Source organism: Agrobacterium sp. LEGMi-208b (genome assembly GCF_059511785.1).
In genome coordinates, this window is the sequence record NZ_CM183446.1 from 2159265 (window position 1) to 2179874 (window position 20610).

Annotated in this window: 20 protein-coding genes; 16 read left to right on the plus strand and 4 right to left on the minus strand. The window is 61.4% G+C overall.

Annotation, left to right across the window (positions count from 1 at the left end; translation table 11 throughout):
- Nucleotides 1-143 precede the first annotated feature (143 nt).
- The 3 genes from AC5YUO_RS24360 (at nt 144) to AC5YUO_RS24370 (ending at nt 3133) form a co-directional block, all read left to right on the plus strand.
- The gene (locus AC5YUO_RS24360) at nt 144-818 is read left to right on the plus strand and encodes a response regulator transcription factor (RefSeq protein ID WP_496155582.1); all 675 of its coding nucleotides are present in this window, start codon (nt 144-146) and stop codon (nt 816-818) included.
- Nucleotides 815-2146: a sensor histidine kinase gene (locus tag AC5YUO_RS24365; protein WP_496155583.1), complete on the plus strand. Its 1332-nt coding sequence runs from the start codon at nt 815-817 to the stop codon at nt 2144-2146. Before AC5YUO_RS24360 ends, AC5YUO_RS24365 begins: the two co-directional genes overlap by 4 nt.
- Nucleotides 2147-2254: 108 nt before the next feature.
- The gene (locus AC5YUO_RS24370; RefSeq protein ID WP_496155584.1) at nt 2255-3133 is read left to right on the plus strand and encodes a DUF3313 domain-containing protein; all 879 of its coding nucleotides are present in this window, start codon (nt 2255-2257) and stop codon (nt 3131-3133) included.
- Between the two features lie 63 nt (nt 3134-3196).
- On the opposite strand, the gene AC5YUO_RS24375 is transcribed toward AC5YUO_RS24370, so the two are convergent.
- Complete coding sequence (locus tag AC5YUO_RS24375) at nt 3197-4105, minus strand: hydrogen peroxide-inducible genes activator (RefSeq protein WP_496155585.1); 909 nt, start codon at nt 4103-4105, stop codon at nt 3197-3199.
- 209 nt (nt 4106-4314) lie between these two features.
- On the opposite strand from AC5YUO_RS24375, the gene katG reads away from it, so the two are divergent.
- Nucleotides 4315-6486 (plus strand): catalase/peroxidase HPI, encoded by a 2172-nt coding sequence (gene katG, locus AC5YUO_RS24380; RefSeq protein WP_496155586.1) that lies wholly within the window; start codon nt 4315-4317, stop codon nt 6484-6486.
- A 165-nt stretch (nt 6487-6651) separates the two neighbouring features.
- On the opposite strand, the gene AC5YUO_RS24385 is transcribed toward katG, so the two are convergent.
- Nucleotides 6652-6828, minus strand: coding sequence for a hypothetical protein (locus AC5YUO_RS24385; protein ID WP_400815574.1), 177 nt, complete (start codon nt 6826-6828; stop codon nt 6652-6654).
- 215 nt (nt 6829-7043) lie between these two features.
- On the opposite strand from AC5YUO_RS24385, the gene AC5YUO_RS24390 reads away from it, so the two are divergent.
- Nucleotides 7044-7937, plus strand: a complete 894-nt coding sequence (locus AC5YUO_RS24390) for a helix-turn-helix domain-containing protein (RefSeq protein WP_496155587.1) — start codon at nt 7044-7046, stop codon at nt 7935-7937.
- Nucleotides 7938-8130: 193 nt separating this feature from the next.
- Here the strand turns inward: AC5YUO_RS24390 and AC5YUO_RS24395 are convergent, their stop codons facing one another.
- A complete protein-coding gene (locus AC5YUO_RS24395) occupies nt 8131-10251 on the minus strand; it encodes a TonB-dependent siderophore receptor (protein WP_496155588.1) in 2121 nt (706 codons plus the stop codon).
- A 221-nt stretch (nt 10252-10472) separates the two neighbouring features.
- Between AC5YUO_RS24395 and AC5YUO_RS24400 the strand changes: the two genes are divergently transcribed.
- From AC5YUO_RS24400 to AC5YUO_RS24425, 6 genes are all read left to right on the plus strand, one after another.
- Entirely contained in the window at nt 10473-11483 is a 1011-nt protein-coding gene (locus AC5YUO_RS24400) for an iron-siderophore ABC transporter substrate-binding protein (protein ID WP_496155589.1), read from the plus strand.
- Nucleotides 11480-12523, plus strand: a complete 1044-nt coding sequence (locus AC5YUO_RS24405; protein WP_496155590.1) for a FecCD family ABC transporter permease — start codon at nt 11480-11482, stop codon at nt 12521-12523. The genes AC5YUO_RS24400 and AC5YUO_RS24405 overlap by 4 nt, the downstream gene beginning before the upstream one ends.
- Before the next feature lie 2 nt (nt 12524-12525).
- The gene (locus AC5YUO_RS24410; protein WP_496155591.1) at nt 12526-13560 is read left to right on the plus strand and encodes a FecCD family ABC transporter permease; all 1035 of its coding nucleotides are present in this window, start codon (nt 12526-12528) and stop codon (nt 13558-13560) included.
- The gene (locus AC5YUO_RS24415; protein ID WP_496155592.1) at nt 13557-14366 is read left to right on the plus strand and encodes an ABC transporter ATP-binding protein; all 810 of its coding nucleotides are present in this window, start codon (nt 13557-13559) and stop codon (nt 14364-14366) included. The genes AC5YUO_RS24410 and AC5YUO_RS24415 overlap by 4 nt, the downstream gene beginning before the upstream one ends.
- A 74-nt stretch (nt 14367-14440) precedes the next feature.
- Nucleotides 14441-14722 (plus strand): type II toxin-antitoxin system RelE/ParE family toxin, encoded by a 282-nt coding sequence (locus AC5YUO_RS24420; RefSeq protein WP_020009805.1) that lies wholly within the window; start codon nt 14441-14443, stop codon nt 14720-14722.
- Nucleotides 14723-14777: 55 nt separating this feature from the next.
- Nucleotides 14778-15077, plus strand: coding sequence for a HigA family addiction module antitoxin (locus AC5YUO_RS24425; protein WP_149900963.1), 300 nt, complete (start codon nt 14778-14780; stop codon nt 15075-15077).
- A gap of 18 nt (nt 15078-15095) precedes the next feature.
- Here AC5YUO_RS24425 and AC5YUO_RS24430 read toward each other — a convergent pair whose 3' ends face one another.
- Nucleotides 15096-15968, minus strand: a complete 873-nt coding sequence (locus AC5YUO_RS24430; protein ID WP_496155593.1) for a helix-turn-helix transcriptional regulator — start codon at nt 15966-15968, stop codon at nt 15096-15098.
- Nucleotides 15969-16103: 135 nt separating this feature from the next.
- On the opposite strand from AC5YUO_RS24430, the gene AC5YUO_RS24435 reads away from it, so the two are divergent.
- The 5 genes from AC5YUO_RS24435 to AC5YUO_RS24455 are packed head-to-tail and all read left to right on the plus strand — an operon-like array spanning nt 16104 to nt 20606.
- Nucleotides 16104-17318, plus strand: a complete 1215-nt coding sequence (locus AC5YUO_RS24435; RefSeq protein WP_496155594.1) for an amino acid ABC transporter substrate-binding protein — start codon at nt 16104-16106, stop codon at nt 17316-17318.
- A gap of 46 nt (nt 17319-17364) precedes the next feature.
- Nucleotides 17365-18261, plus strand: a complete 897-nt coding sequence (locus AC5YUO_RS24440; protein ID WP_496155595.1) for a branched-chain amino acid ABC transporter permease — start codon at nt 17365-17367, stop codon at nt 18259-18261.
- Nucleotides 18258-19166: a branched-chain amino acid ABC transporter permease gene (locus AC5YUO_RS24445; protein WP_496155596.1), complete on the plus strand. Its 909-nt coding sequence runs from the start codon at nt 18258-18260 to the stop codon at nt 19164-19166. The genes AC5YUO_RS24440 and AC5YUO_RS24445 overlap by 4 nt, the downstream gene beginning before the upstream one ends.
- A complete protein-coding gene (locus AC5YUO_RS24450; RefSeq protein WP_496155597.1) occupies nt 19163-19891 on the plus strand; it encodes an ABC transporter ATP-binding protein in 729 nt (242 codons plus the stop codon). The genes AC5YUO_RS24445 and AC5YUO_RS24450 overlap by 4 nt, the downstream gene beginning before the upstream one ends.
- The gene (locus AC5YUO_RS24455) at nt 19884-20606 is read left to right on the plus strand and encodes an ABC transporter ATP-binding protein (protein ID WP_496155598.1); all 723 of its coding nucleotides are present in this window, start codon (nt 19884-19886) and stop codon (nt 20604-20606) included. The genes AC5YUO_RS24450 and AC5YUO_RS24455 overlap by 8 nt, the downstream gene beginning before the upstream one ends.
- The last annotated feature ends 4 nt before the right edge of the window (nt 20607-20610 follow it).

The following is a 20610-nucleotide window of genomic DNA, read 5'->3' on the forward strand; positions in this document are numbered from 1 at the left end:
CCTGATGCTCTATCGCCCTGTTTTTAAGCCCTTTTCGGAGGGGAAATCGTTATGCGCCGGGTTGGAAATGCTCTGGCGTCGTCTTCGCCGCAATACTGCCGCAACCTTGCTGGCAGACAAGGGAGGCGAAGGAACGGTGACGCATGAGACTTCTGTTGATCGAAGATGAAAAGGAAATGGCGGATGCGCTGACGGCAACGCTCGGCAGGCAGGGCATCGTCATCGACTATACGATGTGGCTCGGCGATGCGGTGGAGCTGACGCGCCAGCATGTCTATGACGCCATCCTGCTTGATCGCCGCCTGCCGGACGGGGAGGGACTTGCCTTCATTCCGCAGCTGCGCCACGCTGGCATCGACACGCCGATCATCCTGCTGACGGCAATGAACGAACCGGAAGACCGCATCGCCGGACTGGATGGCGGCGCCGACGACTATCTCGGCAAGCCGTTTCTCGTCGGTGAGCTGCTGGCGCGGGTGCGTGCGGTTCTGAGAAGGCCGGCAAACCTTGCGCCGGCCGAGATCACCGCGGGCCGCATCGTTATCGATCCGCTTCATTTCAGCGTCACGATCAATTCCGTTCCGTTCGATCTGCCAAGGCGCGAGCTTGCGGTTCTGATTGCGTTGGCGAAACGCAAGGGCAAATCCGTGCTGCGCTCCACGCTTGAGGCGGCCGTCTACAATTACGAGGAGGAGATCCAGTCCAATGCGCTCGACGCGCATATATCGCGGCTGCGAAAACGCCTGCTCGATGCTTCCGCCGGGGTTGGCGTGCACAATATTCGCGGCATCGGTTATCTGCTCAAGGAGGAGACATGAAAGTGCAGGCCTCCAACCCGTCCTTGTGGTGGAAACTGAGCTGGCAGCTCAGCGTCGTGGTTTCCTCCATGATTGCCGTGGTCATCATCGGTCTCTGCTTTTACGGCGTGACGATGCTTTCGCCCAATATCGCGCTCTGGGACGACCTGTCGCCGACACTCGATGAGTCGCTTTCGCTCGATCCGCAAAAGGGATTGGTCGTCACCGAAGGCCCGGCGCTGCGGGCGCTCAAGGCGGAGAATTCAACGCTCTGGTTCGTGGCTTCCACGCTGGATGGGCAGGTGGCGACCTATGGCGCCGTGCCGGCCGTTTATGAGGAATTGTCGCGGTATCTGCATCTGATGACGGATGCCGATATTCGCGGGGGCAAGGGCATCACCGAGGTGGCCCTGGTTGAAAGCATGGAGACGAAGTGGGGTCCCGTAAGGGTCATGTTCGGCGGGACCACCTATATAAGCGGGCAGTTTCTGACGCTTCTGGCCGGAACCTACAAGATTTACGTTCCCTTGCTGGCCGTCATCCTTCCAGCCGTGTTCTTCTCCATTCCCCGCATCGTGCATCAGGCGCTTTCCGGCCTCAGTTCCGTCGTCAAAAAGGCGCCCGAGATCGATCCGCGCCGGCCGGGTGCAAGGCTTCCCGTCGAGGACGTGCCGCGGGAGGTGGTTCCGCTTATTCTTGCCTTCAACAGCATTCTCGAACGGCTTGAAGAGCAGTTTCGGGCGCGGCAGCGTTTTCTCATCGATGCGGCGCATGAGCTGAGAACGCCGATTGCGATCATGCAGACCCGGATAGAGGGCCTGCCGGGGCCGGAGCAGCAGCGTCTGATGGAGGATGTCGCCCGGCTTGGGGAAACCACCGAACAGCTTCTCGCCTTCGAGCGAAACGATCAGGTGAACGACCGACGCGAAACGGTGGACCTCGTCGAGACGGCTCGCACCGTCGTTGCCGATCTCGCCCCCCTCGCGCTTTCGGCGGGCTACGATATCTCCTTTGAAACGCAGATCGCGCATTATGAATTACTGGGCAACCCCTTCACCCTGCCGCGCGCCATCAGCAACATCGTGCGCAACGCCATTGACCATGGCGGAAACAGGGGGACGATCCACGTCTCGGTTCTCGCGAATGGCGAGATCGCGATTTCCGATGAGGGGCAGGGCATAGCCGAAGACCAGCGGGAACGGATTTTCGAACCTTTTTACCGCGTCACGCCGCGCAGCACCGGGGCTGGGCTTGGCCTCAGCCTCGTCAAGCAGATCGTCGCCAACCATAACGGGCGAATCTTTCTGGACAGCAGCGCCTTCGGAAGTACCTTCCGGCTACGTTTCTGATCGTGCGTTGCACGCCGTTTCAGCGGCGGGCAATTGTAATGTTGCCGCAATTTTCGCTGTCGTACCGTGTGGGGCACAGGATCAACCATGCCAACTGGAGTACGTGCAGTGCAACAACAGCGGAAACTGTTTCCCCGGGGTTCCGGCCACAAGGCGTCCCGCAGTCGCGGTGTCGCCTTCGCGACCTTGCCTTTCGCCATCATCATGTCCGGCTGCACCTCCGTGCCGCTCAAGGAGGGTGGTACGCTGACTTCCTATGCGCAGCTCAGTCCGGCCAAGGGCAAGTTCACCAAATCGCGCACCTTCGTGGACGCCAACGGGCTGGCCGGGGTCAAGACCGTTGCCATCGTGCCGACCACCTTTTCCTTCTCGGCCTCATCGCGCGTCACATCGGAAAAGGACCGTATCCTTGTTTCGAATGCGCTGGATCGGGCCATCTGCGTGGCGCTCAGCGACAAATACCGGATCGCCGCGCTTGGCCAGCCGGCGGATATGACCGTGCGCACGGTCATCACCGATCTGGTGCCGACCGACAAGACCATGGCCGGGGTATCGACGGCCGTGACGCTCGGCAGCAGCGTCGTCCTGCCGGTCAGCGTGCCGCGTCTCCCTTTCGGGCTTGGTGGCCTCGCTGTCGAGGCGGAGGCGGTGGACAGCACCGGCGTCCAGCGTGCGGCAGCCGTCTGGTCCAAAGGCGCAAATTCCATCACTGGCAATGCCCGCGTGTCGGAAATCGGGGATGCCTATGAGCTTGCCGCCGATTTCTCCAACTACTTCTCGCGCATTCTGGTGACAGGCAAGGTCTCCGACGGGCTGAACCTCTCTCTTCCCTCCGGCCACCGAATCCGGTCGGCTCTGGGCGGAAAGCCGAAATATGCCGAGTGCGATGCCTATGGCCGATCGCGCGGCTTGAAGGGCATGGTGGCAGACAAGTTCGGCGCGCCGCCGGAATGGACCGACGGGCACGCGAAAGCCGCATCGCGATAAGGCCAGCCGCCTCATGTGAAGATCGCGCGCGCTACGGTGCGCGCGATAGCCTGAGCCGAGCTTCTATGACGTAAGACCGAGCTTCTGGAAGCCGCATTCGCGGACGATCTCCGCAATATGGGCGAACTGCGCCGAAAGCGGATTGCTCCTGCGCCACACCATGCCGATGGTGCGCGACGGGCGCGGTTCCGCCAGCCGAAATACCGAGACGGTGGACTGGCGTGTTTCCATATCGACGGCCATCTGCGGAATGAGCGTGACGCCGATGCCCGCGCCGACCATCTGCACGAGGGTGGAGAGCGAGCTGCCCTCCATCAGGACGCGCGGCGGCGCATTTGTCGTGCTGCAGAAGGAGAGCGCCTGATTGCGGAAACAATGGCCTTCTTCCAGGAGCAATAGCCGCATTTCACCCAACTTGTCGGCGCTCGGCACCGGCATGCCCGCATCCTCCAGCGGCCGCACCAGAATGAATTCCTCGGAAAACAGCGGAACCTCCTCCAGCGCCGGTTCCGAGACGGGCAAAGCGACGATCGCCATGTCCAGCCGGGCTTCCAGAAGGTCTTCGATGAGCTTCTGCGTCACCGCCTCGCGCGGGCGCGCTTCCAGACCGGGATAATGTCGCGTGAGTGTCTTGATAATCTGTGGTAAAAGATAGGGTGCGACGGTGGGAATGACGCCGATGCGCAGGCGGCCGCTGAGCGGCCCATGCCGCGCCCGCGCCAGATCCTGCAACTCATCCACCGAACGCAATATCGAGCGGGTGCGTTCGGCGAATTCCTCGCCAAGCGCGGTCAGCCGGATCTGGCGGCTGCTCCGTTCGACGAGCGGCGCGCCGATCAGTTCCTCCAGCTCCCGGATCTGCAAAGACAGTGCCGGCTGGGAAATGGCGCATGCCTCCGCCGCCCTGCCGAAATGGCCGATCTTGGCCAGCGCATCGAAATAACGGAGATGTTTCATGGAGAGCGCAATCATAAGCCCAGCATATCGCAGCCTTTAGAATATACAATTGGAAATTATGGAACCCGGCTGTTAGTCATCTTCATGACAGAAAGAAGCTGTAGCTGTGAGAGGTTACCAGCGCCGCTGCACGGTCTTCCCATGACCTGCCGCTGGCTCTGGCTCCCACGCTGCACATGTCGAATTGATTATTCGTTTAATTGCTAAACCCATCGGAGGGCGAAATGGACGCAACTTCAAAACCGGCTGGCAAGTGTCCTGTCATGCATGGAGGCAACACGGCCTCGGGTAAATCGGTGACCGAATGGTGGCCGAACGCGCTGAACCTCGACATCCTGCATCAGCACGACACCAAGACCAATCCGCTCGGCACCTCCTTCAACTATCGCGAAGCCCTGAAGACGCTCGACGTCGAGGCGCTGAAAGCCGATCTGCGTGCGCTGATGACCGACAGCCAGGACTGGTGGCCGGCCGACTGGGGCAGCTATGTGGGCATGATGGCCCGTGTTACCTGGCATGCGGCGGGTTCTTACCGCGTGACGGATGGCCGCGGTGGTGCAAACACCGGCAACCAGCGTTTTGCCCCGCTCAATTCCTGGCCGGACAATGTCAATACCGACAAGGGCCGCCGCCTGCTGTGGCCGATCAAGAAGAAATACGGCAACAAGATTTCCTGGGCCGATCTCATCGCGCTCGCCGGCACCATCGCTTATGACGTCGCCGGTCTGAAGACCTTCGGTTTCGCCTTTGGCCGCGAAGACATCTGGGCTCCGGAAAAGGACACCTATTGGGGTGACGAAAAGGAATGGCTGGCGCCGAGCGACGGCCGTTACGGCGACGTGACCAAGCCCGCGACGCTGGAAAACCCGCTTGCCGCCGTGCAGATGGGCCTGATATACGTCAACCCGGAAGGCGTGAACGGCAAGTCCGATCCGCTCGCCACGGCGGCGCAGATGCGCGAGACCTTTGCCCGCATGGGCATGGATGACGAGGAAACCGTGGCGCTGACCGCCGGCGGCCACACCATCGGCAAGTCGCACGGCAACGGCAGCGCCGCCAACCTCAGCCCCGATCCGGAAGCCGCAGGCCCGGAATATCAGGGTCTTGGCTGGATCAACACCAAGGGCCGCGGCATCGGTCGCGACACGGTGGTTTCCGGCATCGAAGGTGCGTGGACGAGCCAGCCGACCAAGTGGGACAACGGCTTCTTCGACATGCTGTTCAAGCATGAATGGACTTTGACGCACAGCCCCGCCGGCGCATCGCAATGGGCGCCGATCACCATCGCCGAAGAGGACAAGCCCGTCGACGTCGAGGATGCCTCGATCCGCACCATTCCGATGATGACCGATGCCGACATGGCCCTGAAGGTCGATCCGATCTACCGCGAGATTTCGCTGAAGTTCAAGGACGATCAGGACCATTTCTCCGAGGTCTTTGCCCGCGCCTGGTTCAAGCTGACGCATCGCGACATGGGGCCGAAGTCCCGTTACATCGGTCCGGATGTTCCGGCTGAAGACCTGATCTGGCAGGATCCGATCCCGGCAGGCTCGACGAGCTACGATGTCGCTGCCGTCAAGGCGAAGATCGCCGCTTCCGGTCTTTCCGCTGCCGATCTGGTTTCGACCGCATGGGACAGCGCCCGCACCTTCCGCGGTTCGGACAAGCGCGGCGGCGCCAATGGCGCACGCATTCGCCTCGCACCGCAGAAGGACTGGGAAGGCAACGAGCCCGCCCGTCTTTCCCGCGTCCTCTCGGTTCTGGAGCCGATTGCCCGCGAAACCGGTGCAAGCATCGCCGATGTGATCGTGCTGGCTGGCAATTACGGTGTGGAGCAGGCGGCAAAGGCGGCCGGCTTCGATATCGCCGTGCCCTTCGCGGCCGGTCGTGGTGACGCTTCCGCCGAACAGACGGATGCCGACAGCTTCGCGCCGCTCGAGCCGCTGGCGGATGGTTTCCGCAACTGGGTCAAGAAGGACTATGTGGTCAGCCCTGAGGAACTGCTGCTCGACCGGGCGCAGCTTCTCGGCCTCACCGCGCCGGAACTCACCGTTCTCATCGGTGGTCTGCGCGTCATCGGCGCCAATTACGGCGGCGCGGCGCATGGCGTCTTCACCGACAAGCCCGGTGCGCTGACGACGGATTTCTTCACCACGCTGACGGACATGGCCTATTCCTGGGTCCCGACCGGCAACAATCTCTATGAAATCCGTGACCGCAGGACCGGAGCGACGAAATATACCGCGACCCGCGTCGATCTCGTGATCGGCTCCAACTCCATCCTGCGCGCCTATGCGGAAGTCTATGCGCAGGATGACAGCAGGGAAAAATTCGTGCGTGACTTCATCGCCGCCTGGACGAAGGTGATGAACGCCGACCGCTTCGACCTGCTGTAAGGGCGACTGCTCAGCGATAATGCACCTCCCTGAGCGATCGGGGAGGTGTTTTTTTCCAATACTGGTGGGGATGCATCATCTGCCTCCGCCCATATACTCCGACACAGCGAGGCGAGGTTCCCGGACCTTTATCAGTCCCAGTCTCCCCGCAATCGCACGCGTTTCCTATCGCCGAGCTGCAGACGAAGCCGGCTTGCCGGGTGAGGATTTTTCGGCCTTTGCCGAGGGGGCCTTGCCGCTCTTTTCGTTTTCATGCGCATCCGGTCCGGCCACGATGACGCCATGGCCCTTCTCTTCGCGCTTCTTGTCGGCGAAATTGCCCGGTTCTTTCTTGCTGTCCATGATGGTCTTCCTTGTTGCATCCTGTCAGGAGTTCAACGGGTGTCCCGGGCAGAGGTTCCAGAGCTGTCGCGTCAGCGAATGTTTCTCTTTATAACGATCTTTGCTATTAACATGAATTGATAAGTCATGTTATTGGGGCTGAGCGCGATGACTGGCATGGTACGCGCGTCTTTCCAAGCCCTCGACCTAGACCCGACAACCGGACGGTACCTGCATTGAGTTTCTGGCATTCCATGACCTGGCACACGGAAGGGATCAGCGTCACTGCGCCGGTGAAGTGGCGCCAGTTCGACGGGCTGGTCAGTGCTTTCTGGGAGGCGGAGAGCCAGATGGGGGCGAAGGGTTATTATCTCGCTGCCGATCCGCGCATCATGATTTTTTTCAACGATGTCTCCTCGCGCATCCGTATGTCCAACCGTAACGGCGAGTTCACCAACCATTCGCGGCCGATGACACGGGCGGTTTATGTGCCGGCCGGCGTGCCGATGTGGACGAGCAGCAGCGCCACCCATCGGTTCTCGCATCTCAATTTGCATATCCACAAGGACCGTCTGTTGCGTTTCCTGTCACCTTCCGTTGGCAGTTCTGCCGCGATGACGGCGCTGCGCCGTCCAGTCGAAATACAGGATATCGGCTCGGTGGAGACCCTCGCCGGCCTGCTTGTCGATGAACTGGCCGAACCCTCGAAACATGCGGTCTATGCGGAAAGTCTCGTCGGCAGCATCGTTGCCGGCCTGCTGGATATTCCCGGCCCTTCGCCGGAGCAGGCCAATGGCAGGCTGACGCAGGCGCAGTTGAACAAGCTTCTTGCCCAGGTCGAAAGGCGCGGCGATGACCGTATGACGGTTGCCGAGATGGCCGATATTGTCGGGCTTTCGGAAAGCTGGTTCGCGACCGTATTTCGTCAGACCACCGGCAAGACGCCGCTGCAATGGCAACTGGAGCGGCGCATCAATGTCGCCCAGAAACTTCTGCTGGAAGGTGATCTGACCGTGGCCGATATCGCCGCGCAGCTTGGCTTTTCCGATCAGGCCCATCTGACCAAGGCGTTCCGCCAGTCCGTGGGTAACACGCCCGCGGCTTGGCGACGGCTGCACAGGCTGCTTTGAGGGGGGTGGCCTTTGCCTTCTACAGGCAATCGCCGACGTGTCCGCAAACCTTGCTCGACGTCATCCTCGGGCTCGACCCGAGGATCTGCGACCTTGTGACTTTACGATACGTGGTTGGATCCTCGGGACAAGCCCGAGGATGACGTCAAGCATTAGGATTATCGTTTAATAATTTGAAATGGATATCTTTTTTTCACCACGTCTTTCGCAAAGTCACGGAAAACGCCCGGCCGGGATTGTAGAAGTCAGCGCCGAACCCGCCATAAGAGACGTGTTTTTCGTTGAAGATGTTGGAAACATTGACGTCCAGCGAGGCGGTTTCCTGAATCTTGTAGCTGAACGCCGCATCCACGGTCACGCTGCTTCCGGTTTCGACCTTGTTGGCATTGTCGAAATAATAGGCGCCGGTGTAGCGGCCACCGAGACCGAAGGTCATGTCGCCGAAGTGGTCGTTGCCTGCAAGCGTGTAGTTGACCCACAGTGAAGCCTGATGCTCGGGCACGAATTGCGGCCGGTTGCCGACATTGCCGCCGGTGCCGTTTTCGGTGATTTCCGCGTCGAGATAGGAATAGGCGGCCGTCAGGCTGAGATTGTCGGTCACCTCCGCCTTGGCTTCGAGGTCGAGACCGCGCACGCGCACCTCGCCGATGGTCGTGGGCAGGCTCGTGATCGGGCTGGTGACGGTGATGTTGTTTTTCTTCAGATCGTAGATCGAGGCGGTGAACAGGGCCGGGAACGCGTCCGGACGATATTTCACGCCGAGTTCGATCTGCTCGCCGCGTTCGGGCTCTACCGTCAGACCGGATGCCGGAACCACCGATTCGGCATAGCTGACATAGGGCGCGATCTCGTTGGTGACCTTGTAGGACACGCCGATCCGCTTTGTCAGTTCGCTGATATCGCCGCTGGCCGAGGTGCCGCGCAGCCGGTTGGTCTGTGTCGTATCGATCCAGTCGTTGCGCAGGCCGGCGCTGACTATCAGCCGGTCGAAGAAGGTGAAGTCCTGCTGGAGATAGATCGCCTTGGTCTTCTGGTCCGTCAGGGAATCGGCATAGAGCGGCACCGATGCGGGTGCGCCGGTATAGACCGGATTCATCCAGTTGATGCTCGGCGCTGCGCCGAAGTAGCTTTTGCTGCCGGAGGTGTAGTCGTTATAGAAGACGCCGACGAGGCTGCGGCTTTCGACATTTTCAAACCGCGTATCATATTGGAGGCGCGTGTCGATCAGGAAATTTTCGGTCTCGGTGTCGTTGCCGAAATAGGACCGGTTGGCGATCGTCGAACCGTTTGTCGGCGTCGACGAGATATAGGCATAACCGAAGTCCGTATTCGCCTTGCTGTAGCGCGCATTGGAACTCAAGGTCAGGCCCGAGCCGAAATCGTGGTCGAACATCACGCTCAGCGAATTGCGGTTCGTGCCGCGATAATTGTAGTCCGGTTCGCCAAAGAAGCGGCTCCGGTCGAAATGCGAGCCGACCGGATGGCCGCCGCCACCGGGAACGCCATCCTTGTTGAGGTGATCGTAGACGACGGTCAGGCTGGTGACGTCGGTCGGGCGCCAGGTCAGGCCGCCCATGAAGAATTTCTCGTCGTCGCGGGAATAGTCATATTCCGCATCGGCGTTTCTGAGCTTGCCGGTCAGGCGATAGGACAACGTGTCGTCGCTGGTGATGTTGTCGCCGAAATCGAAGCCGGTTTCGGCGCGGCCGTAGGAGCCGCCGGTGATATAGGCTTCACCGAAACGGGTGCGTTTCGGCACCTTGGTGGAATAGTTCACCGAACCGCCGGGATCCGAGACGCCAAAGGTGGTGGAGTTGCCGCCCTTCAGCACTTCCACGCGCTCATAGGCATAGGTTTCCTCGCGCAGCGCGCCGAAGGGACGGCCGAGCGTCAGGCCGTCGCGATAGGTATAGGCGTCGAAACCGCGAATCTTGAAATAATCGAAACGGTCGTCGGAACCGTAAAAATCCGTGGTCACACCGGCGGTATATTGCAGCGCCTCTTCCACGGTCTGCACGCCGCGCTGCTGCATTTCCTTGGCGGTGATGACCGAAACGGAGGCCGGCGTGTCGAGAATATCGGTCGCCATCTTGCTGCCGCTCGTTGTGCGGGAGGCAACGATGGATTTCTGGTCATTGTCACCGCTTTCGACGGTGATCTGTTCCAGAACCGTGCTGCTGTTTGTGTTGGCAGCCTCCTGCGCCAGCAAGGCGCCGGGGAGGGTGGCGACAAGCGCCGTGCAGGCAAGCAGCGCCGCATCCTGGTAACGACGTCGCGCATTTTTGCGGTGTCTGCCTTCGGTTTCGATATTCATGGGTATGTTCCAGACCTTGATGCCCCGATCGCCGTTTCCACGGCCCACTCTCGAAGCGCCCAATAACTTGAGAAACTTTGTCCGGTATTGTAACTTTCTGCGGTTTTGTACAAAACCCCGGAAATTTCACCGCTGTTGCGGCAGCATTTCCTGCCTGGGCTTGACGGGGGCAATTGAAGCTGAGAGTTCAAGTCCACTTTTGAACTTATGAGAGCTCACCAATGCTTCGCCCGTTCCGCTGCCTCATTCCGGCATTCATGCTTTTCCTGTCGATGATCGCGCCTGATTTTGCCGCCGCGGACGAGACGACCAGCTATCCCATCGTCATCAAACATGCGTTCGGTACCACCACGATTGCGAAGAAACCGCAGCGGGTCGCGACTGTCGCCTGGGCGAACCATGAGGTGCCGCTGGCGCTCGGCATCGTGCCCGTCGGTTTTGCGGCCGCCAATTTCGGCGACGACGATGGCGACGGCCTGCTGCCGTGGGTGGCGAAGCGGCTTACCGAGCTCAATGCGGTAAAGCCGGTGCTGTTCGACGAGGGCGACGGTATCGATTTCGAGGCCGTGGCGGCGACGCAGCCGGATGTCATCCTTGCCGCCTATTCGGGCCTCAGCCAGTCCGATTACGATACGCTGAGCCAGATCGCACCTGTCGTCGCCTATCCGGTGTCCCCCTGGGCGACGGATTGGCGCGAGACGATCCGGCTGAACAGCGCCGGCCTTGGCATGGCGGCCGAAGGTGAGGCGCTCATCAAACGCATCGAGGGTGAGATCGCGCAGGTGGTCGCCGGTCACCCGCAGCTGAAGGGCAAGTCGGCGATGTTCGTCACCCATCTCGACGCCACCAATCTCAGCGTCGTCAATTTTTATACGGCCAATGACACCCGGGTGAAGTTCTTCGCCGATCTCGGTCTCACCTCTCCAAAAAGCGTCATGGAAGCGACGAAGCCGGGGCAGTTTGCCGCCGGCGTCAGCGCAGAGCGTGTCGATGCCTTCGATGATGTCGATATCGTCGTGACCTATGGCAGCGAGCCGCTTCTTAAGGCCATGCGCGCCGATCCGCTTCTGGCGCGCATGCCGGCCGTTTCCAACAATGCCGTCGTCATGCTGGGCCGCGATCCGCTCGGCACCGCTTCAAACCCTACGCCGCTATCGATTTCGTGGGTATTGAAAGACTATGCCGATCTTCTTGCAAAGGCCGCCGGCAAGTCCTCCGGGAAATCGCAGTGACGATTTCCGGACCCGGTAAAGCAAGGACGATGCTGCTCGCCGGCCGCTCCAGCCGCACGCGAACCGTCTGGGCGTTCGTGGTGCTGGCGCTTCTCGCGCTGCTCTGTGCGCTTTCCGTCGCCATCGGCACGCGTGACGTTACTCTTGCCGATATTCTGGGCGGGCTTAGCGGCCGCGTCGAGACGGTTGCCGAGGCGGCGGTTGCCGTGCGCCTGCCGCGCACGCTGCTCGCCCTGCTTTCCGGCGCCGCACTCGGGCTGGCCGGGGCCATCATGCAGGGTGTCACCCGCAACCCGCTTGCTGATCCCGGCATTCTCGGTGTCAATATGGGGGCATCGCTTGCCGTCGTCATCGGCATCGTCTGGTTCGGCATCGCCTCGGCTCAGGCCTTCATCATGGCGGCGATTGCCGGGGCGGGGGCGTCTGCGGTTTTCGTTTATGTCGTCGGCTCGCTGGGGCGGGGTGGGGCGACCCCGCTGAAACTCGCTCTTGCGGGCGCTGCCACCTCCGTCGCCTTCTCCTCGCTCGTCATCGCCGTCGTCCTGCCCCGCAGCGATATTGCCGGCGGCATCCGCTCCTGGCAGATCGGCGGCGTCGGCGGAGCGACCTTCGAGCGCATCGAGACAGTGCTGCCATTCCTCGCCGCCGGTTTCATCATCAGCCTGCTTTCGGCGCGCAAGCTGAATTCTCTGGCGCTCGGAGACGAACTCGCGGCCGGGCTTGGTGAAAATGTCGCGGTGGCTCGAGCCGTGGCTTCCTTTGGCGCCATTCTTCTCTGCGGAGCGGCTACCGCCATTTGCGGGCCGATCGGTTTTGTCGGGCTTGTGGTACCGCATCTTTGCCGCCTGCTTGTCGGCGTGGACAATCGCTGGCTGCTGCCTTTTTCGGCGCTGGGCGGGGCGTGTCTGCTGATCGCGGCCGATATTGTCGGGCGCATTGTGGCGCGGCCTTCCGAACTCGATGTCGGCATTGTCACCGCGCTTGTCGGTGCGCCCTTTTTCATCTGGATCGTCAGACGTCAGAGGGTGCGCGAATTGTGACCATGCACGCTGCCATTATTAAGAATCTCGTTTTCAATCGGCACGCCCGAAAGCGCAGGCGTCGGCTTGTCATCGCCAGCCTGTCGGCGCTTCTGATCGCTGCCTTTTCAACAACGCTGATGCTCGGACAATCCTTCACGCCACCCGGCGACGTCATTCGTGTTCTGCTGGGAGAGGATATCGCCGGCATCTCCTTCACCGTCGGGCAGCTGCGGCTGCCGCGCGCCGTGCTCTCGGTTCTCGCAGGTCTGAGCTTCGGGCTCGGCGGCGTCGCGTTCCAGATCATGCTGCGCAACCCGCTCGCCAGCCCCGATATTATCGGCATCAGCTCCGGGGCGAGCGCGGCGGCCGTTTTCGCCATCGTCGTCCTGCAGATGAACGGGCCGCTGGTCTCGGTCTTCGCCGTCACCGCCGGTCTTGGCGTCGCGCTCGCCGTCTATCTCCTGTCCTTCCGCAACGGCGTGGCCGGTACGCGGCTGATCCTCGTCGGTATCGGTGTGTCGGCCATGCTGGAGAGCTTCATTGCCTATATTCTCTCCGTCGCCCCGGCATGGACGCTGCAGGAGGCGATGCGCTGGCTGACCGGCAGCGTCAACGGCGCGAAGATGGCGCAGCTGCTGCCGCTCCTTATCGCGCTTATCCTGTTCGGTGGCCTGCTCATCAGCCGCGCACGTGATCTCGAAGCCTTGAGACTGGGCGACGATGCCGCCTCGGCGCTCGGTGTATCGGTCGGGCGAACCCGCATCCTCGTCATCATCGCCGCCGTCGGCATGATCGCCTTTGCAACGGCGGTCTCCGGGCCTGTCGCGTTTGTTGCATTTCTCTCCGGACCGATTGCGGCGCGCATCGTCGGCAGCAACGGCTCGCTGCTCCTTCCCGCAGCGCTGGTCGGCGCGGCGCTGGTGCTGGTGGGGGATTATTGCGGCCAGTTCCTGTTGCCGGGCCGTTATCCGGTCGGCGTCGTCACGGGCGCACTCGGGGCGCCCTATCTCATTTACCTGATCGTGCGGGTCAACCGCAGCGGAGGCTCGTTATGACCGGCCACTCCCTTTCCGTAAGCGGCCTGTCCGCCGGCTACGGCGAAAACATGATCATCGAAGGACTGGATCTCACCGTTCCGCGCGGGAAGATCACCGTCATCGTCGGCGCCAATGCCTGCGGCAAGTCCACCCTGCTGCGCAGCATGTCGCGGCTCATCACGCCACGCGCCGGTCAGGTTCTGCTCGATGGGAAATCGATCCATCGTCTTGCCTCGCGCGAGCTCGCACGGCGCATGGGCCTTCTGCCGCAATCGCCGATCGCGCCGGAGGGCATCGTGGTTGCCGATCTCGTCAGCCGGGGCCGGCACCCGCATCACGGCCTGTTCGCCCGCTGGTCGCGGCAGGACGATGAGGCCGTCGCCGCGGCCCTTGCCGCCACCGATACGGTGGAACTGGCCGAGCGGCCGGTGGACGAGCTTTCCGGCGGCCAGCGGCAACGCGTCTGGATCGCCATGGCGCTCGCCCAGCAGACCGATATATTGCTGCTGGACGAACCGACCACTTTCCTCGATATCAGCCATCAGGTCGAAGTGCTGGATCTTCTGACCGACCTCAACCGCGCCCGTGAGACCACCATCGTCATGGTGCTGCACGATCTTAATCTCGCAGCCCGATATGCCGATCATCTCGTCGCCATGCGGGACGGAAAGCTGCATGTCTTCGGCACGCCGGAAGAGGTGCTGACGGAAGACAATGTCCGCCACGTCTTCGGCATCGAAAGCCGCGTCATCGAAGATCCGACCTCGGGCAAGCCGATGATGCTGCCGATCGGGCGGCACCGGGTGGTGGCGGGGCAGCAATAACGTATCTTTTTAAGATACGGTTTTGTTGACTTCTGTGCGTATCTGTTTATGATACCAATATCACGAGGCCAGCAATGATCCGTTCTTTCAAAAACAAGCTGACGGCATCGATTGACGATGGATCTGTGAAGAAGGGCTTTCCCGCCGATCTGGTACGTCGCGCCCAGCAACTACTCACGATTCTGGATGCGGCGACCACGGTTGAAGACCTTCGGTCACCGCCCGGCAACCGTTTGGAAAAGCTGTCCGGCGACCGTGAGGGCCAATATTCGATCCGGATCAACAAGCAGTGGCGCATCTGCTTCGTATGGACAGAAGCGGGGCCGGAAAGCGTGGAAATAACCGACTATCACTAGTCGGTCATTCTCGTGGAGAGGCTCGTGACAAATAGGCCAAGGAGGGCCAGTGATCATGACAATCAGTAAATCGCCTCCGATCCATCCGGGCGAAATCCTGCGGGAACTCTATCTTGAGCCGCTGGGCATGTCGGCATACGCTCTTGCAAAGCACCTCAATATTCCCCGCACCCGCATAGAACGGATAGTGGGAGAGAAACTTGGCATTACCGCCGACACCGCCTTGCGTCTGGCGAAGTTTTTCAAGACCACACCGGAATATTGGCTGAACTTGCAGAACGCCTTCGACATTAAGGCCGCCGCTGCAAGGCTGGAAGCGGACCTTGCCAATATCAAAGAACTGGAGGCGGCCTGATTCTCAGCCGCCTGTTAGTCACGGCCAGGCCGCATAGGATGGCGGCGGCACGTTCTGCATTCGCATTGCGGCCCGGCGGAAACGTCCGGGAGAGGTGCCCTCGTTGCGGGTGAAGAAGCGATTGAAGTAGCCGGGATCCTGAAATCCCAATCGGAACGCGATTTCAGCAACTTGCAGCGATGAGTTGAGAAGAAGGTCGCGTGCTTCGGATAGCAGTTCCCGGTGAATATAGGCCTGCGGCGAAAGCCCCGTGGCCTTGCGCACCGCAAATCCGAGGCGTTCACGGTTCACACTCAGATATTTGGCATAGTCATCCACGCCCCATTGGTCGCGCTTGTGCTGGCTCACCAGCAGGACGAACCGTTCGGTGAGGCTGCCGGGGGTGGAGATGGCGGCGGCAATATCGGCGATGGCGTGCTGGCAGAGGCGGATGAGGGTGACGGAGAGCAGGCTGGCGATGATCGTCTCCGAACCGGTTGTCGCGCGGACGTTTTCGCTGGCGATGGTCTCGAGATAACCCGCCAGTTCCTGTCCGTCCTTTTCCGCTGGCACCTGCGTCAGAACGCGTTGCAATATGTTGCGCACGGCGCTGGCGCTCGTGCCGGTGGGCATCGCGTGGGCAAGCCCGATTTCGCTCGTCCTCAGCAGCGATCCACGGCTTCCGGCAGTCAGCCGCAGGCGGCCCGCGGGGCCGATGGGCAGCCAGACGAGCCCCGGTGCCGGGACAGGCAGCGTCTTTTCGCCCTGTATGATCTCGGCTTCCCCAGAGGAAAGGAGAAGCAGATGGGCGATGTCCGATTCCAGCCGGAATTCGGATACCCGCAGCGTCGAGGCGAGGATGCGTGCCGTGATCTCCACGCGATTGCCGGCAATCTGGCTTTGCAGCGGCATTCAACCCTCCAAAAGTACAATAATGCGCTACACTAGTGCATTTTATATGCGGCTGTCATTGCTAAACTTTGATCAGCGCAGGGGAAAGCCTTGAGGAGAACGGCAACCCCGATAAGGCGCTTTGGGAGGAACATCATGAATAGTCTGAAGCGCAGAACGCTGTTCTGCCTGCTCTCCGGTGCTGCCCTGTCGGCGGTATCTTTCGGTGTTGCCAATGCGCAGGACCGCACATCGGTGAAGATCGGTTATGCCGTTTCAAAAAGCGGCGCCAATGCCACAGGTGCTGGCATCACCACCATTCCGAACTACAAATTATGGGTGAAGGAGGTCAACGATGCCGGCGGCCTCACTTTGCCGGATGGCAAGCGCCTGCCGGTGGAAGTGGTCGAATATGACGACCGTTCCTCGGCCGAGGATGCGGTGCGGTTCACCGAGCGTCTGGCCAGCCAGGACAAGGTCGATTTCATTTTGCCGCCATGGGGCACGGGCTTCAATCTGGCCGTCGCACCGCTTTATGAGCGCTTCGGTTATCCGCAGCTTGCGGTGACCGGTGTGACCGATAAGGCGCCCGAATTTGCCGCGCGCTGGAAGAAGAGCTTCTGGATGCTGGGCGGCGGCCATGATTATGCCAATGCGCTGGCCGACGTTTTGAAAGCCGCGCGCGAGGCCGGCCAGATCAACGACAAGGTCGCGGTGATTTCCGTGGCTGACGGTTTCGGCATCGATCTCATCAAGGCTGCGCGACCGGCGCTGAAGGAAGCGGGTTTCACACTCGCCTATGACAAGACCTATCCGGTTGGCACCTCGGATTTCGCAGCACTTGTGAACGAGGCGGCGGCGAGCGGTGCCGACAGCTTCATCGCCTTTTCCTATCCGCCCGACAGTTTTGCGGTAACGAAACAGGCGCAGACGGCCCGGTTTAACCCGAAGGTTCTTTATGTCGGCGTCGGCGGTGCTTTCCCGATTTTCCCGAAGGTCTCCGATGGCAAGCAGGAAGGCGTGATCAGCATCGGCGGCGTCGATGGCAGCAGCGACAGGATCGAGGATTATTTCAAGCGCCACGAGGCCTTTATCGGCGCCAAGCCGGACAGTTGGGCAAGCGCCATCACCTATGCGAGCCTCGAAATGCTGGCCCAGTCCGTTCAACGCGTCGGCCTTGATAAGGCGGCGGTGGCAAATGAACTTTCGACGGGAAGCTTCGACACCGTCATCGGCCCGGTCAAGCTTGAGGACAACCAGCTTCGCCAGCTTTGGTGGGCGGGGCAATGGCAGGGTGACCGCTTTGTGGCGATTGCGCCGGCAGACCGTTCAGGCGCGGCAAAGCCGGTCATTCCGAAGCCGCAATGGTGAGCCTTTGCCGGCCGGGGCCGTGAACCCCGGCCGGCAGGCTTGCGCCATGTTCCAGACTGGAGACATTCCCTTGTTTTTATCCACCCTCATCTTCGGCTTGATGCTGGGAGGGACCTATGCGCTGATCGCGCTTGGACTTTCGCTGCAATATGGCATCGCCCGCATCATGAACCTTGCTTATGGCGAAGTGCTGATTGCGGCTGCCTTCATCGCCTTCGTGCTGTTTTCCAGCTATGGCCTGTCGCCGCTCTGGTCGCTGTTCATCATCGTGCCGCTCGGTTACGGCCTGTCGTTCGCGATCTATCGGGTCATGATGCGGCCGCTGGTGCGCCGTTCGGGCGGCTCCGGCCGTCTGGAAGTCGATTCCATTCTGGCGACCTTCGGGCTGCTCTTCGTTATCCAGGGCATCATGCTCGTGGCGTTTGGCGGCAACTACCATTCCTATTCTTATCTCGCCGAAGGTGTCGATATCTTCGGCACGACGGTGGCACTCAACCGGCTCTTGTCCTTCGGCCTGTCGGTCGCGATCGGTGGCGGGCTTTATCTGGCGCTCACCCACAGCCGCTGGGGTCTCAACCTGCGGGCGGTGGCGCTTGCGCCCAAATCCGCGCCGCTGGTTGGCATTGATGTGAACCGTGTGGCCTCGATCGGCTTTGCCCTTGGCGGCGCGCTCGCCGTGGCCGGCGGGGTGATGATTTCGATGTACCAGACCTTTTCCGCCTCCTATGGCGTGGTCTTCACCATGAAGGCGCTTGTCGTCGTCATCATGGGCGGTGTCGGCAATCTGCTGGGCGCGCTGGTGGCCGGCCTGCTGCTCGGTCTCGTGGAGACCTTCGTGCTCGTTTATGTCGATCCCGGCCTCACGCTTGCCGCCACCTATCTGCTTTTCCTCGTGGTGCTGCTCTGGCGTCCGGAAGGCATCTTCGCAAGGAGGGGCAAATGATCCCGCTTCTCATCGGCCTTGCAGTAGTTGCGCTGCTGGCGCTTTCCCCCTTCTTTTTCGATGCCTATGGCGTCGGCGTCATCATCGGCCTGCTGGGCTATGCGACGCTCGCCTCCGCCTGGGCGATGTTTTCCGGTCCGACCCGTTATATTTCGCTCGCCACCGTCGCTTTCTTCGGTGTTGGGGCCTATACGGTTGCGGTGCTGAGCGAGGTTCTGCCATGGCCGCTCGTGCTCCTGTGCGCGGCCCTTGTCGGCGCGGCGCTGGCGCTTGTCGTCGGGCTTTCCACACTGCGCGTCGCCGGCATTTATTTCGTGATCTTTTCCTTTGGCCTTGCCGAACTCATCCGCCAGCTCATCACCTGGTATGAGGTGAATGTGACCGGCACGCTCGGGCGTTACATCTTCCTGCCGCTGGAGCCGCAGCATGTGCTCTGGCAATTGCTGGCGCTGGCTGTCATCACCCTCCTGCTGGCAATCCTGATCGACCGCAGCAAGCTCGGACTGGCGCTGAAGGCAATCGGTGACGACGAGGTCGTGGCCGCCCATGCGGGCATTAATCTCGCCCGCACCAAGCTGGCGCTCTTCGTGCTTTCCGCCACGATCATCACGTTGGTCGGCGCCATTCAGGCCCCGCGCTGGGTCTATATCGAGCCGGCCATCGTTTTTAATCCGCAGGTCTCGTTCCTCACCGTCATCATGGCGTTGCTTGGCGGAGCCACACGCCGCTGGGGACCCATTCTCGGTGCGGTGCCGCTGTTCCTGCTGTTCGAGTGGCTGGGCGCCAATTTCCCCAACCATTTTTCCATCATCCTCGGCGCCCTCTTCATCCTCATCGTCTTTGTTCTGCCGGATGGCGTGCTGGCGGCGCTGGAGAAGTTGCGCAAAAAGGAGAAAGCCGCATGAGCGCCGTTCTCGAAATCACCGATATCCGCAAGACCTTCGGCGGGCTGAAGGCGGTGGATGGCCTTGGCCTCACCATCGAGGCGGGCGAGGTCGTCGGGCTGCTCGGGCCGAACGGTTCCGGCAAGACGACGCTGATGAACCTGATCTCCGGGGCGCTGAAGCCCACCGAAGGGTCGATCCGGCTCAAAGGGCAGGAGATTGCCGGCCGGCGGTCGGATGTGATTGCGCGTGCCGGCGTGGCGCGCACCTTCCAGCTGGTGCGGCTTTTGCCGTCGCTTTCCCTGCTTGAAAACGTTGCCGTATCGGCCATGTTCGGGCCACAACGCCTGTCCCGTCTCGAGGCGGAGAAGGTCGCGCGCGCCTGCCTCGAAAGAATAGGTCTTGCCGGGCGGGAAACCATGCCGGCCGGCGATCTCACCTATATCGATCAGAAACGCCTTGAACTTGCGCGTGCGCTGGCGGGCGAACCGAAGCTTCTGCTTCTCGACGAATGGCTTGCGGGCCTTAACCCCACGGAGCTGCAGGAAGGAATAGCGTTGATCCGGCGGCTGGCATCGCAGGGTACGACGATCCTGCTGGTGGAACATATCATGGCCGCCGTCCGCGCCCTCTGCCCGCGTTCCGTGGTCATGGCGGCCGGTCGCAAGATCGCCGATGGGCCGACGGCCGTGGTGCTTGATGATCCGCAGGTCATTTCCGCCTATCTGGGAGCGGCACATGCTTGAAATAGACGCACTGACAATCCGTTACGGCAAACACCTCGCGGTTGACGGCATATCGCTCAATGTTGCCAAGGGCGAAACGGTGGTGCTGCTCGGTGCCAATGGAGCCGGCAAGTCGTCACTGCTGAAAGCGGTCGGCGGCATGGTGGCTCCGGCCTCCGGAGACGTGCGCGTCAACGGTTCGTCGCTTGCCGCTGTTCCCGCCCATCAGATCGTGGAGCGGGGCGTGGCGCTGGTGCCGGAGGGGCGCGGAATTTTCGCGGCGCTGACGGTGGAGGACAATCTCCGTCTCGGGGCCAATCCCCGCCATGCCCGTTCAGCGGAAAAGGCGACACGAGAGCATATTTTCGCACTGTTTCCGCGTCTTGCGGAGCGGCGGCAGCAGCTTGCCGGCACCATGTCCGGCGGCGAACAGCAGATGGTCGCCATCGGGCGGGCTTTGATGTCGGCGCCGGATTATCTGCTGCTGGACGAGCCGAGCCTTGGCCTTGCGCCCATCGTTACGCAGGAACTGTTTGCCGCCCTGGCGGAGATCAAAAAGAGCGGCCTTTCCATTCTGCTCGTGGAGCAGAATGTGCGCGAAAGCCTTGCGCTTGCCGATCGCGGTTATTTGCTGGAAGCAGGACGGATCGTCGGGGCAGGCACGGCTGAGGCCCTGTCTGCCGATCCCGCCGTGCAAGGGGCGTTTCTCGGCGGCACCACCGCCGCCATTGTCTGAACTC

Coding starts and splice junctions, on each gene's coding strand:
- AC5YUO_RS24360 (WP_496155582.1), top strand. CDS start 144: ATGAGACTTCTGTTGATCGAAGATGAAAAGGAAATGGCGGATGCGCTG.
- AC5YUO_RS24365 (WP_496155583.1), top strand. CDS start 815: ATGAAAGTGCAGGCCTCCAACCCGTCCTTGTGGTGGAAACTGAGCTGG.
- AC5YUO_RS24375 (WP_496155585.1), bottom strand. CDS start 4,105: ATGATTGCGCTCTCCATGAAACATCTCCGTTATTTCGATGCGCTGGCC.
- katG (WP_496155586.1), top strand. CDS start 4,315: ATGGACGCAACTTCAAAACCGGCTGGCAAGTGTCCTGTCATGCATGGA.
- AC5YUO_RS24385 (WP_400815574.1), bottom strand. CDS start 6,828: ATGGACAGCAAGAAAGAACCGGGCAATTTCGCCGACAAGAAGCGCGAA.
- AC5YUO_RS24395 (WP_496155588.1), bottom strand. CDS start 10,251: ATGAATATCGAAACCGAAGGCAGACACCGCAAAAATGCGCGACGTCGT.
- AC5YUO_RS24400 (WP_496155589.1), top strand. CDS start 10,473: ATGCTTCGCCCGTTCCGCTGCCTCATTCCGGCATTCATGCTTTTCCTG.
- AC5YUO_RS24410 (WP_496155591.1), top strand. CDS start 12,526: ATGCACGCTGCCATTATTAAGAATCTCGTTTTCAATCGGCACGCCCGA.
- AC5YUO_RS24415 (WP_496155592.1), top strand. CDS start 13,557: ATGACCGGCCACTCCCTTTCCGTAAGCGGCCTGTCCGCCGGCTACGGC.
- AC5YUO_RS24420 (WP_020009805.1), top strand. CDS start 14,441: ATGATCCGTTCTTTCAAAAACAAGCTGACGGCATCGATTGACGATGGA.
- AC5YUO_RS24425 (WP_149900963.1), top strand. CDS start 14,778: ATGACAATCAGTAAATCGCCTCCGATCCATCCGGGCGAAATCCTGCGG.
- AC5YUO_RS24430 (WP_496155593.1), bottom strand. CDS start 15,968: ATGCCGCTGCAAAGCCAGATTGCCGGCAATCGCGTGGAGATCACGGCA.
- AC5YUO_RS24435 (WP_496155594.1), top strand. CDS start 16,104: ATGAATAGTCTGAAGCGCAGAACGCTGTTCTGCCTGCTCTCCGGTGCT.
- AC5YUO_RS24440 (WP_496155595.1), top strand. CDS start 17,365: ATGTTCCAGACTGGAGACATTCCCTTGTTTTTATCCACCCTCATCTTC.
- AC5YUO_RS24445 (WP_496155596.1), top strand. CDS start 18,258: ATGATCCCGCTTCTCATCGGCCTTGCAGTAGTTGCGCTGCTGGCGCTT.
- AC5YUO_RS24450 (WP_496155597.1), top strand. CDS start 19,163: ATGAGCGCCGTTCTCGAAATCACCGATATCCGCAAGACCTTCGGCGGG.
- AC5YUO_RS24455 (WP_496155598.1), top strand. CDS start 19,884: ATGCTTGAAATAGACGCACTGACAATCCGTTACGGCAAACACCTCGCG.